This is a genomic window from Idiomarina solivarensis (assembly GCF_033052755.1).
GTDB lineage: Bacteria > Pseudomonadota > Gammaproteobacteria > Enterobacterales > Alteromonadaceae > Idiomarina.
Genome location: NZ_JAVFHZ010000004.1, coordinates 153,731 through 167,631 on the forward strand (window position 1 = coordinate 153,731; position 13,901 = coordinate 167,631).

The 13,901-nt window shown below is 48.8% G+C and carries 14 protein-coding genes; 3 read left to right on the forward strand and 11 right to left on the reverse strand.

What is annotated here, in order from left to right; genetic code table 11:
- Window positions 1-14 precede the first annotated feature (14 nt).
- From RBK99_RS08285 to RBK99_RS08295, 3 genes are read left to right on the forward strand one after another with little or no spacing between them, the layout of a single operon-like run.
- Window positions 15-374 (forward strand): HesB/IscA family protein, encoded by a 360-nt coding sequence (locus RBK99_RS08285; RefSeq protein ID WP_317504133.1) that lies wholly within the window; start codon window positions 15-17, stop codon window positions 372-374.
- Window positions 375-388: 14 nt separating this feature from the next.
- Window positions 389-922, forward strand: a complete 534-nt coding sequence (sufT, locus tag RBK99_RS08290; RefSeq protein ID WP_317504134.1) for a putative Fe-S cluster assembly protein SufT — start codon at window positions 389-391, stop codon at window positions 920-922.
- Window positions 923-965: 43 nt separating this feature from the next.
- Entirely contained in the window at window positions 966-1,385 is a 420-nt protein-coding gene (locus tag RBK99_RS08295; protein WP_317504135.1) for a SufE family protein, read from the forward strand.
- Here the strand turns inward: RBK99_RS08295 and RBK99_RS08300 are convergent.
- The 11 genes from RBK99_RS08300 to RBK99_RS08350 form a co-directional block, all read right to left on the reverse strand.
- Window positions 1,382-2,584: an EAL and HDOD domain-containing protein gene (locus RBK99_RS08300; RefSeq protein ID WP_317504136.1), complete on the reverse strand. Its 1,203-nt coding sequence runs from the start codon at window positions 2,582-2,584 to the stop codon at window positions 1,382-1,384. The genes RBK99_RS08295 and RBK99_RS08300 overlap by 4 nt on opposite strands.
- Window positions 2,577-3,491, reverse strand: coding sequence for an SPFH domain-containing protein (locus tag RBK99_RS08305; RefSeq protein ID WP_317504137.1), 915 nt, complete (start codon window positions 3,489-3,491; stop codon window positions 2,577-2,579). The genes RBK99_RS08300 and RBK99_RS08305 overlap by 8 nt, the downstream gene beginning before the upstream one ends.
- A gap of 133 nt (window positions 3,492-3,624) precedes the next feature.
- The gene (locus RBK99_RS08310; RefSeq protein WP_317504138.1) at window positions 3,625-5,763 is read right to left on the reverse strand and encodes a prolyl oligopeptidase family serine peptidase; all 2,139 of its coding nucleotides are present in this window, start codon (window positions 5,761-5,763) and stop codon (window positions 3,625-3,627) included.
- A gap of 11 nt (window positions 5,764-5,774) precedes the next feature.
- On the reverse strand, window positions 5,775-6,212 hold the full coding sequence (locus RBK99_RS08315; RefSeq protein WP_317504139.1) for an excinuclease ABC subunit A: 438 nt from the start codon (window positions 6,210-6,212) through the stop codon (window positions 5,775-5,777).
- Between the two features lie 14 nt (window positions 6,213-6,226).
- Entirely contained in the window at window positions 6,227-7,465 is a 1,239-nt protein-coding gene (locus RBK99_RS08320) for a beta-ketoacyl-ACP synthase (RefSeq protein ID WP_317504140.1), read from the reverse strand.
- Complete coding sequence (gene fabG, locus RBK99_RS08325; RefSeq protein WP_317504290.1) at window positions 7,465-8,193, reverse strand: 3-oxoacyl-ACP reductase FabG; 729 nt, start codon at window positions 8,191-8,193, stop codon at window positions 7,465-7,467. The genes RBK99_RS08320 and fabG overlap by 1 nt, the downstream gene beginning before the upstream one ends.
- Window positions 8,194-8,209: 16 nt before the next feature.
- Window positions 8,210-8,665 (reverse strand): hotdog family protein, encoded by a 456-nt coding sequence (locus tag RBK99_RS08330; protein ID WP_317504141.1) that lies wholly within the window; start codon window positions 8,663-8,665, stop codon window positions 8,210-8,212.
- Window positions 8,655-9,857, reverse strand: coding sequence for a beta-ketoacyl-ACP synthase (locus RBK99_RS08335; RefSeq protein WP_317504142.1), 1,203 nt, complete (start codon window positions 9,855-9,857; stop codon window positions 8,655-8,657). The genes RBK99_RS08330 and RBK99_RS08335 overlap by 11 nt, the downstream gene beginning before the upstream one ends.
- A complete protein-coding gene (locus tag RBK99_RS08340) occupies window positions 9,838-10,431 on the reverse strand; it encodes a DUF3261 domain-containing protein (protein WP_317504143.1) in 594 nt (197 codons plus the stop codon). The genes RBK99_RS08335 and RBK99_RS08340 overlap by 20 nt, the downstream gene beginning before the upstream one ends.
- Window positions 10,422-11,657 carry an NAD(P)/FAD-dependent oxidoreductase gene (locus RBK99_RS08345; protein WP_317504144.1) on the reverse strand — a complete coding sequence of 412 codons (1,236 nt, stop codon included), beginning with the start codon at window positions 11,655-11,657 and terminating at the stop codon, window positions 10,422-10,424. Before RBK99_RS08345 ends, RBK99_RS08340 begins: the two co-directional genes overlap by 10 nt.
- A gap of 11 nt (window positions 11,658-11,668) precedes the next feature.
- Window positions 11,669-13,897 (reverse strand): MMPL family transporter, encoded by a 2,229-nt coding sequence (locus RBK99_RS08350; protein ID WP_317504145.1) that lies wholly within the window; start codon window positions 13,895-13,897, stop codon window positions 11,669-11,671.
- Between the last annotated feature and the right edge of the window lie 4 nt (window positions 13,898-13,901).

Genomic DNA, 13,901 nt, shown 5'->3' on the forward strand with positions numbered 1-13,901 from the left:
GCAGGAGGAGACTCATGTCTGTAGAAACATTTGTACCATCATCTTCATCGTTAATCTCGATGACAGAAAGTGCCGTGCGTTACTTTGAGTCACGCTTACAAAGCGAAGCGGGCAAACTCATTCGTCTGTCCACTAAACAAAGTGGCTGCACAGGCTATGCCTATGTGCTTGATTCAGTCGACGCGATAGAAGACGGCGATGAAGTTGTCGATATCAATGACAATATCAAAGTCGCGATTGCCCCTAATGCACTCGAACTGGTGCGTAATACCGAAATTGATTACGTAAAAGAAGGGATCAACGGCGTTGTAAAATTTAACAACCCGAATGTTGTCAATGAGTGTGGTTGCGGCGAAAGCTTCAACGTGCAGTAACGGAACTTTAGATTATGCAGCAGAAAATGGTGTCTACCACCCGTGAAGTTAAAGCGCGCCGCGTACCAACGGGTGAACCCAAAGTTATTCCTAAAGGTGAGTTTGTTAATATCACCCAGGATTTAGGTGGTAATTATACGGTTACTTTTCAGGGGAATATGCTGCGCATTGACGGTACTGACGCTGATGCCATCGGCCGTAAACCGGAAAAGCTCGACTTTGAAGCACCGACGGATGGGCAGATCTCTGAGCAGCAAGTTTGGGATGCATTAGAAACCATCTACGATCCGGAAATTCCAATTAATCTAGTGTCGCTCGGGCTTATCTACAAAGTGGAGATTGATCAGGACTCTCATGTCGTGACTATTGATATGACGCTTACTGCTCCAGGCTGTGGCATGGGACCAGTATTAGTCGGTGATGTTGAGTATCGTGTTTCTTTAGTGCCTCACGTTAAAAACGTGAACGTTGATTTGGTTTTTGACCCCCCCTGGTCGCGCGACATGATGAGCGAAGAAGCTCAACTTGAAGCCGGTGTTTTCTTTTAATATTAGTTATCGTTTTAATTAGCAACTGAAGGTTATTGCCAGCATGAATTTACCCAGTACGGATGAAATCATTGATGATTTAGAGTTCTTAGACGATTGGGAGCAACGCTACCAATACATCATTGATTTAGGTAAAGCTCTGCCTGGCCTACCGGAAAGTCAGCACAAAGATGAGTATCTGGTGCGGGGTTGCCAAAGTAACGTATGGCTTATTAGTGAAGAAAAAGACGGAAAGCTATTGCTGCATGTGGATAGCGACGCGGTGATTGTTCAGGGTCTATTAACGCTGGTCATGGCCGCTTACCATGACAAAACACCGGAGCAGATACTCGCGTTTGATATCGATAACTACTTTGCTCAGCTGGATTTAGAAAACCATATTACACCCACCCGCGGCAATGGTTTACGAGCGATAGTCGCGAAAGTTCAGCAACTAGCAAAAGCCCGTCAAGCCCAACCTTAGAGAGTATTAAACAGCTCCTGCACATCAGTGGAAACGGTGTTGTAAGTGCCCAATAAACGCGGTTCAATTTTATCGAGCCGCTCTTTCATCTGTATAAACCGCTCCAGTTTAAGCGCAATATTTAAGCACCTTCCCATTGGACCCGCACAGTTATCAACCGCCGCTTTAGTTTCTTCAGACAACGGTAATTTTTCAAAAAAGCACGCTTTATCCACGCCTAACATAATATCGATACCAGAAAGTAAACCAACGAAATAGCATTGATCCGGATCCAAATCAGGAGAGTTCTGCCTTCTTGCCAGTTCGTAACACATTTGCGCCCGCACTAAGACCATACGCGACGCCTCAGGGCTACTGGCCGATACCGAGCCAATTAGCGCTATCCACCGGCGGAGCTTCTCGATACCCAACCGCATAATGACGTCTTTAACCCGGGTGATAGGACTTGCGGTGGGGTATAACGGGCTGTTCACTATTTTCAGTAAACTGACGGAGAGCTTAGGGTCTTCCGATATCACGTTCGACAGTTCGGTTAGGTCTGGCTCATCTTCAAAACACAGGGACAACACCTTGGCCAGTTGCAACGAAGACGGTTCCAGCCGTGTACCGTAAATCACTTTTGGTTTTGCAAAGTAATAACCTTGAAACAACTCAAAGCCCAAAGCCTCATAAGCGTCCTTAGTGACTTCGTCCTCGACACGCTCCGCCAACCATTTCCCTTTGAATCCGCTCAGCTTTTGCTTAAAGGCTTTAGCCTGCTCCAGGGTTAAGGTCGATACGTCCACTTTGATGTATGACGCATATTTCAGCAAAGGTTCCCAGGCAGGGTCGAACTCGAAGTCGTCCAGTGCAAACCTAAAGCCTTTCTCGTACCAGCGCGCAACCGCATTAATCACTGCTCTGGTCGGCTTAATGCGCTCGACTAACTCAATAACCACCTTGTCGGGTTCTATCGGCAGGAAGCTTTGAGAAATCAGAAAGTCAGTAGACACATTGATAAACGCGGTGGCATCGTACTGCTCTGTCTGAGTGGTTATGCCGGCGCACAGGTTAAAGACCACTTCACTGGTCGCAGCCGTGTCTCCAACGGTTTCGGCCGTCAAATTCAATGCACTACGATAAAGCAGTTCAACCGCATAAAATCGGTTCTTGCGATCGTAAATTGGTTGAGCCGCCAGTAACGGAAAGGTTTCACGCATCTTTTTTACTGTCTTTAGCAGCTTCCATCGCACTCAGAATATCGGATGATAATGAATCCAGCTGGCCTGTCGGCTGCGGCAACATAATGACTTTACTGCCGGCCGTGTCAAATGAGCCCAATACATCGACATAGTTAGTAAACTTCAGCAAATCTATAACATCTTTCGAGGTTATATCATTTGCTTGATCGGTGACCATAGCAATGGAATCGCGTAAGCCTTCGGCAATAGCTAAGCGTTGACCCGCGATACCCTGACCTTGCAAGATTTTAGATTCTTTATCCGCTTCGGCCTGCTTCACTAGCATAATCTTCTCGGCTTCAGCCTTGTGCTCGGCCGCGCGACGCTCGCGTTCCGCTGCATTAATTTGATTCATCGAATCTTTAACTGACTGATCTGGGTCAATATCAGTGACCAATGAGGCGATAATTTCGAATCCATACTCTTCCATGGTATCTCGCAATTGAGCTTTAACATCCTTGGAAATTGAATCTTTATTATCGAAAACGGCGTCCAGGTTTTGCTTTGGAATTTGAGCGCGCACCGTATCAAATACATAAGACTGCATCTGCCACTCGGGGTTTTCCAGCTGATAAAACGCATTATAAACCGCTTCTTCATTGCTAACTCGATACTGCACGGAAACCCTGACAACGACGAATACATTATCATTTGTCTTTGTTTCCACGTCCACGTCAAGCTGACGCGTTCTCATTGATTGCTTATGAGCCACTTGCTCAATAAGCGGAATAATAAAGTTAAGGCCCGGAGCCAGCATCCGACGATAGCGCCCAAATAACTCGATCAGGTAAACGTTTTGTTGAGGCACAATACGCACTGACGCAATGAGCAACAGTACGACAATCACAGCTGCCACGGCCCACATAATATTAAAGTCGCTCGTCATTATTCGATCCTTTTAACGCAATGCTCTCATTACGAGAAACGAAGGGGATATAGATTAACAGGAAGAGAAAAAAGTTGCTGAAAAATCACGCAAAGGCTAGCCAGTCAATAGCAAAGCCTTTGCGTTTCAGAGATTATTCGGGAAGTTGTTCAAACCCCATGTGATACAGGGTGAAGCCGAAGATATCGGAATACTGCTCAATGGTTTTTGAGACGGGCGTACCCGCACCATGCCCTGCGTTGGTTTCAATACGGATAAGCTGAGGATTATTCCCCCCGGCTTTGTCCTGAAGCTGCGCAGCAAACTTAAAGGAATGCGCAGGCACTACACGGTCATCGTGGTCACCGGTAGTGATCAGAGTAGCCGGATAAGCAACGCCTTCTTTCACGTTGTGAACTGGCGAATAGCCGAGCAAGTATTCAAACATTTCTTTGCTGTCGTTCGCTGTGCCGTAGTCATATGCCCAGCCAGCGCCAGCAGTGAAGGTGTGATAGCGCAGCATGTCCAGAACACCCACTGCAGGTAAAGCAACCGCAAACAGCTCTGGTCGTTGAGTCATTACTGCACCCACCAACAAACCACCATTCGAGCCGCCACGAATGGCCAACCGCTCCGGTGACGTATAGTCTTTATCAATCAAGTACTCAGCCGCGGCAATAAAGTCATCAAAAACGTTCTGCTTTTGCATCTTAGTGCCGGCTTTATGCCAGTCTTTACCGTACTCACCACCACCACGAAGGTTAGCAACCGCATAAACACCACCCATTTCTAACCAAGCGGCATTAGCGATACTGAACGATGGTGTCAGGCTAATATTGAAACCACCATAACCATATAGAATGGTTGGGTTTGAGCCATCAAGCTTAGTGCCCTTTTTGTAGGTGATGATCATGGGCACTTTAGTGCCGTCTTTCGAGGTGTAGAACACCTGCTTTGATTCATAGTTTTCAGAATCAAAATCGGCACCCGACTTAGCGTACACTTCCGAGCTACCGGTATCCGGGTCGAATTGATAAATCGTTGATGGCGTACTGTAGTTAGTAAAGGTGTAATACAGATCTTCTGCTTTCTTTTTACCAGAAAAGCCGCCAATACTTCCTACTCCGGGCAACTGCACTTCGCGCACCATATCGCCGTTGTAGCCATACTGCTCTACCTTAGATACCGCATCCACCATATACTCGGCAAAGATGTAACCCGCGCCCGTTGAGACACTCAACACGTTCTCAGTTTCGGCAATAAAGTCCTGCCAGTTGTCAGGAGTTGGGTTGCCGGCATCGACCGTCACAACACGCTGATTTGGCGCATCTAAGTTGGTCACCAAGTAAAGTTTTGAACCATCGTTATCCAGTACACGAGTGTCAGAATCGGTGTGGTCAAGAATAGTAACCAGCTCACTGTCTTCATCGGTCAGGTCTTTTATAAAAAGTTTATTACCAGAAGTTGAGTTTGCCGCTGAAATCACCAGGTAACGGTCGTCATCGGTGACATAACCACCAACGTAGCGATGCTTCTCAGCCTCAGTTCCGCCAAACACTAACTTATCTTCAGACTGGTCGGTGCCCAGCTCGTGGTAATACAGTTTATGCTGGTCCGTTTTAGCCGACAGCTCACTGCCCTCTGGCTTATCATAGCTAGAGTAATAAAAGCCTTCGTTACCCACCCAGGAAATGCCGCTAAACTTCACATCCACTAAAGGATCTTCTAAACGCTCCTTGGTTTCGGCATCAATCACAATGATTTTACGCCAGTCGCTACCCCCTTCTGAGATTGAATACGCCGCTAACGACCCATCATCAGAAAAAGTCAGCTGTGCCAGCGAAGTGGTGCCGTCTTCACTAAACGTATTAGGATCCAGAAACACTTCCGGCTCTTCATCACCTTTTTTACGGTACACTACGTACTGATCCTGCAAACCGTCGTTTTTGTAAAAGTAGGTGTAGTCACCCTCTTTAAACGGTGCGCTGATTTTTTCGTAGTTCCATAATTCGGTCAGACGCTTTTCTATCTTCTCGCGATAAGGAATGGACTCAAGATGTGCAAAAGTGACTTCATTCTGCGCTTCAACCCAGTTTTCGGTCTCTTCGCTGCGATCATCTTCTAACCAGCGATACGGGTCTGCTACTTCAGTACCAAAATAAGTATCAGTCACATCACCTTTACGCGTTTCCGGATACGACATAGATTGCGTATTCGCCTCTTGTTCTGTTTTAACATTTTGTGAGCAGGCGGTCAGCAAACTGACGGCTACCGCTCCCAGTAGATATTTCATTGTTATTATCCTTATTTGAACTTAACTACTTCACCTTTTAAGGCGACACCTGCCATTAGAAAGCCTGCGCCACACTGAAATTCTTCAGCACTACTGAATTCATTATGTTCATAGTTCGATTTAATATTGATGACAGCATCGTAACCGTTATCACGAGCACTGTCTTGCAACACTTTAAGTGCAGACAATAATACCCACTCACAGGCTTCACGGTCCGACTTATTTAACGCGTTGGTTTTACGGCTGGTGGTCACAACACCCATTGAGTCAGTCACTTCCGGGTGTGACTGACCGGCAAAGTAAACCGGCACATCCAGCAGTGCCTCTTTCGCTTTACTGCTTTCCATAACCGGCTTTAATTCCAGAGTTAACAGGTCATCGCGCGCTTCAACTTGCAGTGACAACATTGAACTTAGTAACACGGCAGCAGTAATAAACAGCTTTTTCATTTCTTATTTCCTTATTATTTAGAGTGATTCCAACGTTTAAAAATCAATGACGTGTTTATGCCGCCAAAGGCAAAATTATTGGTCATGACATAGTCTGTATTCAGTTCACGCGCTTGCCCGGTAATGTAGTCCAGATCACCACATTCCGGGTCAACCTCAGTCAGATTCAATGTCGGCGCGAAACGGTTCTCCCGCATCATATTAATGCTGGCCCAGGCTTCAATCGTGCCGCAAGCACCCAAAGTATGACCCAGATAACTTTTCAGAGAACTGATCGGTACCGCACGTTTAAATACGCTTGCAGTCGCGTTCGATTCCGCGACATCACCTCTGTCGGTTGCCGTGCCATGCGCATTCACGTAACCGACAGTGTTTGGTTCAATCTGTGCTTGCTTTAACGCTAATTGCATCGCCACCGCCATGGTCTCCGCGGTAGGTTGAGTCACGTGAGCGCCATCAGAATTGGTGCCAAAACCAATAAGCTCAGCGTATATTGTTGCCCCCCGGTCTAACGCATGATCCAGCTCTTCGAGAATAAAGGTGCCTGCACCCTCACCAATAACCAGTCCATCACGGTTTTTATCAAACGGCTTGGGGGTGTTTTCAGGCGTATCATTGCAGGTACTGGTCGCGTACAACGTGTCGAAGACCACCGCTTCCGAAGGACATAACGCTTCTGCTCCGCCCGCTATCATCACTTTTTGATGGCCGTAACGAATAGCCTCATAAGCGTACCCCAGGCCTTGAGAGGCCGACGTGCAAGCAGAACTGGTGGTATGCACCCGCCCTTTAACACCATAAAAGACACCCAAATTCACAGCAGTGGTATGGCCCATGCTTTTAATATACGTAGTGGCATTCAACCCGGTCATATCGCCGTTTTCCAGCATATTGCCAAAAATTTTCATCTGATCAGTGTCGCCGGTCGAAGAGCCATAGGCCACGCCACAGTTACCATCGCTAATGCAGGGGTGATCCAGCAACCCGGCATCGGTTAACGCCAGCTCAGTCGCTCGGGTCGCCATCAAGCTGACATTACTCATGGAGCGCACTGCTTTGCGGGAGTAATGTGACGGCTTTTTAAAAGCCGGCTGAATAGGGGCAGCCAGACGGGTGTTAAGCCCTTCAAAACGCTCCCATTCCGGCATAGTAACAACGGCATTCTTGCCGCTTTCCAGCCGGGCCCGAAAGCTTGCCCAGTTATCGCCGAAGGCCGTCAAACAGCCCATGCCTGTTACCACCACACGCTTCATTACACCAACCCACCATTGACCGAGAAAACCTGACGCGTAATGTACGCTGCTGAGGGCTGAAACAAATAACCAACCAAACCGGCAACTTCCTCGGGCTTACCCGCACGGCGCATGGGGATCATCGATAAAATCTCTTTTTCATGCTCAAGCCCTCCGGTCATATCCGTTTCGATGAGACCGGGAGCCACACAGTTAACCGTAATTTTGCGTTTGGCTAATTCCAGCGACAACGCTTTTGTAGCAGCAATAACACCACCTTTGGACGCACTGTAATTGACCTGGCCCCGATTGCCGGCAATACCGGAAACCGATGCAATGGTGACCACGCGGCCGCCACGACGTTGCTGAATCATGGGCATAATGAGTGGGTGCAATACGTTATAGAAGCCACCCAGGTTGGTTTGCAGCACACTGTCCCAGTCGTCTTCGGTCAACGATGGAAAAGCACCGTCGCGGGTAATGCCTGCGTTACAAACCGCGCCGTAATAAGCACCATTGTCTGCAATGTCGTTTTCAATTACAGTTCGTGCGGCGTCACGGTCGCTTACATCAAACACTAGCAAAGATGCCTGCTGGCCTAAATCGCGAATTTCTTGAACGACTTGCTCAGCCGATGCTTTATCGGAACGACAGTGAATGGCTAAATCAAAACCGTCTTTTGCCAATTGCAGAGCTATTGCCCGACCAATTCCTTTACCAGAACCGGTGACAAGCACGCGTTCAGTCATAGGTTTAACCTTACGTTTAACCATAGTTTTCCTCTATAAAAGCACTTTCATCAGGTGGCTGATAAACGTTCAGCCTGGCCTTTGCTACTACTTCACTGCAGTGTCGAATGTCACACTCAAAAACACTGAGTCCTGAAGACTCCGCATGCAGCTCTTCAACAAAAACATCGTATTGTTCACCCAGTTTAAAGCTGTCAACATCGCACTGATATTTGCGGCTTCCCAGTAAGAAGCCCAACTTAATTTCTCCGCCTTCTGCTTTATGTTGATAGCCAGCAATAGCCGCAATACTTTGCGCCATGAGTTCAATACCGACATGGGCTGGTAGCCCCTGATACCGCTCACTGTAAAACAAGTTGTCGCTACTGACGGTCAGTTGGCAATGCCCTTTACCAGGCTCTGCCCAACAGAGTTCATCAATCAGCCGCATTGGGGGCTGGTGCTTTATAAGCTCATCTAAATTATGCGCCATGCGGATTCCTCCGACTAAAAACGAGAGACACATTGTTGCCGCCAAACGCAAAGGAGTTGCTTAGACAATGTTCAATAGCGTGAGCTAAACCGCCTTCATACAAGTTAATATCCACCATCTCAGAATCTTTTACTCCGTCCCAGACGTGTTTCGGTAATCCGTTCTGTTTCGCCAGCGCCAGCCAGCAAAATACCGCTTCGATAGCGCCTGCAGCGCCTAAAGTGTGGCCCGTGAGCGCCTTTGTAGAACTTGCCGGCACCTTAGCGGCGCCTAGCTCATTCACCGCATAAGCTTCCATCTGGTCGTTCAGCGGTGTGGCCGTACCATGCAAATTAATATAGCTCAGTTGCTCAGCCGTCACTCCGGCATCCGCCAATGCGCCCTGCATCGCACCCAGAGCTCCTCGCCCCTGTGGATGTGGTGCAGACATGTGGTGAGCGTCTGAGGTCGCACAAGCGCCCGTTAAGGTCACTGCCGAGCTTTGCAACTTATCTTCCGCACGGGTTGCAATAAAAAGTCCGGCAGCTTCTCCAATGGTAATGCCGTCCCGGTTCGCACTGAAGGGGTTGCATCGACCCGCAGACGTAGACTCAAGCGCTTTAAAGCCGTTTAAGGTCAGCTGGCAAAGCGAATCAACACCACCCACCACAACCGCGTCAACAACTCCCAGTCGCAACAAAGAGCGTGCGCTCATAAACGTTCGTGCACTGGATGAGCACGCCGTAGAAATACTGTAAACGGGCCCGGTGATACCCATTAAGGTAGCGATGCATTCTGCGGGCGCCAGCATTTCTTGCATTGAATAGTAAAACGAGCCGGGTAAGCCACCCTCTGTCTCATCGTGTGCCAGCGCTTCTTCGCCCGAGGCGATACCAGAGGTACTGGTGCCCAGTACCACCGCAACACGATCAGAGCCTACCTTCTGGATCAGTGCCTGCAGTGGTTGCTCAATTTGTTTTAACGCTGCCACGGCCAACTGATTATTGCGAGTGCGCATGGCTTCCGGCAGGCTATCAATAACGGGCAGCACTGAGTCGGCTACTGAGCCAGCAAAGAGCGACGTGCCGTCATTAGTGACGAAGGCTGACGCTTTCAGGCCGGCTTGATCCCCAGCGAGCGCCGCCCGCCATAACGTTTCACAATTATGGCCAAGCGCGCAAACCGCGCCGGGCTCACTTAATGTTACTGTCATCAGTTTTTAATCGCTCGTGCTCAAGGGTGGTTATTGTCAATTGATACCCCATTGGATTATTCTGAATCACCCGCTGCAAATTCCTGTTTTCATTAGTGGATGACCATAACAACTGACCATTATGCCATATCTCACGACGACTCTGAGAGGCTTGCAGAGTCGCACCGGTCAAATTCGCGTTAATGCTCTTAAGTGGCCATAACGCCAGCTGTAAGTCCGACCAAACCTGCAATGCCAGGCGCGAGTCATTAAATACTTTACTGCCCTTAAAGGTGAGCCCGTTGGCGTTACTCAATCCGCTTCGAAACAATTCGTAACCCAAAGGAGACAGAGCAACCAGTAGTAAGCGATCACTCTCAAAAACAGACGACACCATAAACGTGCGCTGTTCTTCTCCTTTTTGCCATTCCACCTTCTGCCATAACTGTACTGGTGCTTTCGGCCAGCTGTACTGCAGCTGATAGTGCCCTTCGGCAACCGGCACCTGAACTGACTGCCCGCCCAAAGACTGACAACCGGCTACTATCATGATCAGAAATAGCGCAGTAACGCCTTTGGGGGAGACTAACCGCATAGCTCCGCCAATACGTTTAAACGCCGCTCACTGTTTTGAACATAGGGATTATTCGTGTCCCACGCATAACCCGCCAAAATAGAGCAAATCATCTCTTTCACCTGTTGTTGCTGGTTTGGATAGAAAATGACATCCTGAAAGCGTGTATCATACCAACCCTTTACAAAAGTACGAAAGGTTGTAATACCCACACGTAAGGGGTCACTGTATTGGCGCTGCCAGTCCTGAGGTTGGTTATTCAGCTCTTTTAGTACCAGCGGTACAGCAAGTGATGAAGACTGCATTGCAATGGTCACGCCCGAAGAGAAGACCGGATCCAGGAATTCACCCGCGTTACCTAAAAGCGCATAACGCTCCCCGAATAAACGATTAACATTGGCCGAATAGCCGGTAATGCGCTGTTCATCGCGAATGACCCTGTAGTCTCCCAGTATCTCAAGCAAATACGGCTCTTCGGCGACCAGCTTCCACAACGCTTCCTTTTCACTGTCATTCTCATCAAAGTAGTCAGCGGAGCCAACCACACCAATACTCGCTGTGCCATCCGCAAAAGGAATGAGCCAATACCAGACGTCGGGATAGGTTGGATGCACCGTAATAAGAATTTTTGTTCGGTCAAACTCTCCGCCGGTGAGATCCGATTTTATATGGCAGAAAACCGCTTGTCTCACCGGGAAATCCGACGGCGACTCTAGCGATAATAATCGAGGCAATACGCGTCCAAAGCCACTGGCGTCTAATACAAACCGTGCCTTTGCTTCATATTCTCCGGCAGCACTGGATAAATGCAATTTGACCGCGTCAGGGTCGCTAAAATCAATGGCCTCCAGAGCGACGCCATGCCTTATTTCAGCACCTTTCTCTGCGGCTCCCTGCGCCAGCAGTTGATCAAAGTGCTCACGTTTTACCTGATAAGTGGTGCCCGGACCAGCGCTGGATTTCTTACGAAAGTCGAAGTCGACTTTATTGCCGTTATGATAAAAGGCAGCGCCTGCTTTGTACTGGAACCCCAAGCGCTCGGCGTTCTCCAGCACGGCATCCAGTAAGCCCGCCTCTTCAATAAAAGTCATACATTGCGGCAGTAAGCTTTCCCCGATGGAAAATCGGGGAAACTGCTGTTTCTCAACCACCAGCACACGTTTCCCGGCCTTAGCCAGCATTGCCGCGGCAGTTGCTCCTGCTGGCCCCGCACCAATAATGACGACATCATAAACCGATTCCTGCATGATTCCTTTCCTTAGCTATCCGGCGACTCTATTATCAACGGGCTGAACAGAGCGCTCATCAACACCCCAATGAGCACTATAATTCCAAAAGCAGCAATGGCAGGCGTTGAACTGAGGCTTAACGCGCCAAAAGCTACCATAGTAGTGAAAGCAGATAAGTAAATTGCCTGTAACGCATGTTCACGTCTCATTCGGCCGGCGCAAAAGACGCCATAATCAATACTGAGCACGAGCACAAACATGGCTCCAATGAAGTGAAACAGGTTCAGAGGTTGTATCAACTGCGCTAGTAGCAAAGAGGTAGACACGGACAACGTCATGACACAGCTCACCTGCCAGGCGGCTTCAAAACCCTGCCTGTTACCCTGCTGAGAACGTAAAAATAGCGCCAATATGGGCAAAGCAATAACCAGCAAGGCCACTAACCATAACTGCATGGAGTGACGATACTCAGTCAGCGCATTTGAGGCGTGCTCAATAGGGTTAAAGTGCTCCACTTGGCCCTGGCTTTCGCTAATATCTTCCGAATTAAACGGCTGCTTCAGCCGGACAACACTCATCCAACCCTGGTCTGTTGGGTACAAAAACTGGTGCTGTAATGGATGTTGTTGCGGGTCATTGGCTAAGGCTGGTTGCTCAATACCCAGCCATTGAAGGTAGTCCTGCCCGGCCTGGCTTTTAAATAATAATTGCTGGTTTTGCAGCAGTTCTTGTTGCGTCGATACAGGCAATACGTAGTCATACAGGCTAATGCTTCCGTTAACGCTACGTAGCTCACCGGTGCGCTCAAGTGCTTGCTGAGGAGTATCCCCTGCCACCAGAATAACATCGGGCTGCAAGTAAAAGTCGGTCGTTTTTCGCAGGTGCTCTTCCTGTTGCAATAAAGAGTCCGGGGAACTGGCCAGTAGGCGGATATTGTCATTCGCCGTAAAAGACCAGACCAACAGCCCCACTGTTGTCAGCGACATCACGCTCAACCATTGGGTTGTAGTTGGCTGCCTCATTTGACGATAAAGCATCGTCATACTAAGGCAAAATTGCTGCCAGCCAGGGGTTGCTTCGTGAGGCTGCGGTAACCAGGGTAACGTCATCAACACCAGAACAATTGCGGTGAATAAAGCCGCGGCCATAAAAATGCCCAATTGCTGCAGCAACGGAAGTGGCAACAGCAACAGCAACAAATACCCGACAATAGTGGTTAAACCGCTTAGCCATAAAGCCGGTTTCAATGCTGACCAGGCCTTGGCTCCATAGCTACGGGCAATAAAGCCATGAATAACATAGTCAATGCATAACCCGATAAAGCTGGTCGCGAACACTAACATCAGCACATGGGGCCGGGAACTTAACAATAATGTGACCAATAGTCCGGTGGCTGCAGACACTCCCAACAACAACAACGTGTAAAATAACTGCTGCCCGGAGCGAAACACCCAGAGTAGTAACAGCAACACCAGCAGTAACGATAACCCGCCAAACCAGGTCATTTCTTGTTTGGCCTGCTTCGCCGCCGCATCGGAATGAAAAAGTAGCCCGCTGCGGTACACATTAATGCCCGGCAACTGCGCACCAACCTTATCGATAAAGGCATTAAGAACCCGGACTGACTGCCCGGACTGAGTCACACTTAACGCATCACCGGCAATTCTCAGCGGCAGGAGTACCTGGTGGATGTCATTAGCCGTCCGCGTGTATAGACCATCGCGGCTTTTATACCCCGGCATCAGGTCAGGTAACTGTTGCACAAAGCGCTGCGTCAACAACAAGGGATCCTGCTGCAATGGCATTAGAATAGGGGTTGGGCTTTGTAAGGTTTCTTCTGCGCTGCGTATCAGCTTTTCGTAGTTTACGCTCGCGAGCGCTTCTCTGTCATTGGGGGTTGCTAAACGCCCTGCCTGCTGCTGGTAAAAGGACAGCACCGCCTTAGGGTTTGTCATTGCAGCCAGTTGGATCGTCGGCTCGGCATTGAGCAGTACGTTTAATTGCTCCTGCACAACACTCAGGATTTCAGCTTCAGAATATTGTGTCGACTCAAACCCCAGCAAAAGTTGCTGCGCACTCGGCTGCTGGCTGTTTAAATAGCTGCGCTGTAAGTCGGATACCTCATTAGGTAAAGCATCCGCCAGACTGCTGCTCCACTGAGTATTCGATAGCTGCATGAAAAGGGCCGCCGCAATACCGACAAAAAAAACAGCGACCAGCAACAGTCGAGCTTTTATCCAACTTCGCGCACGAATCATCTGA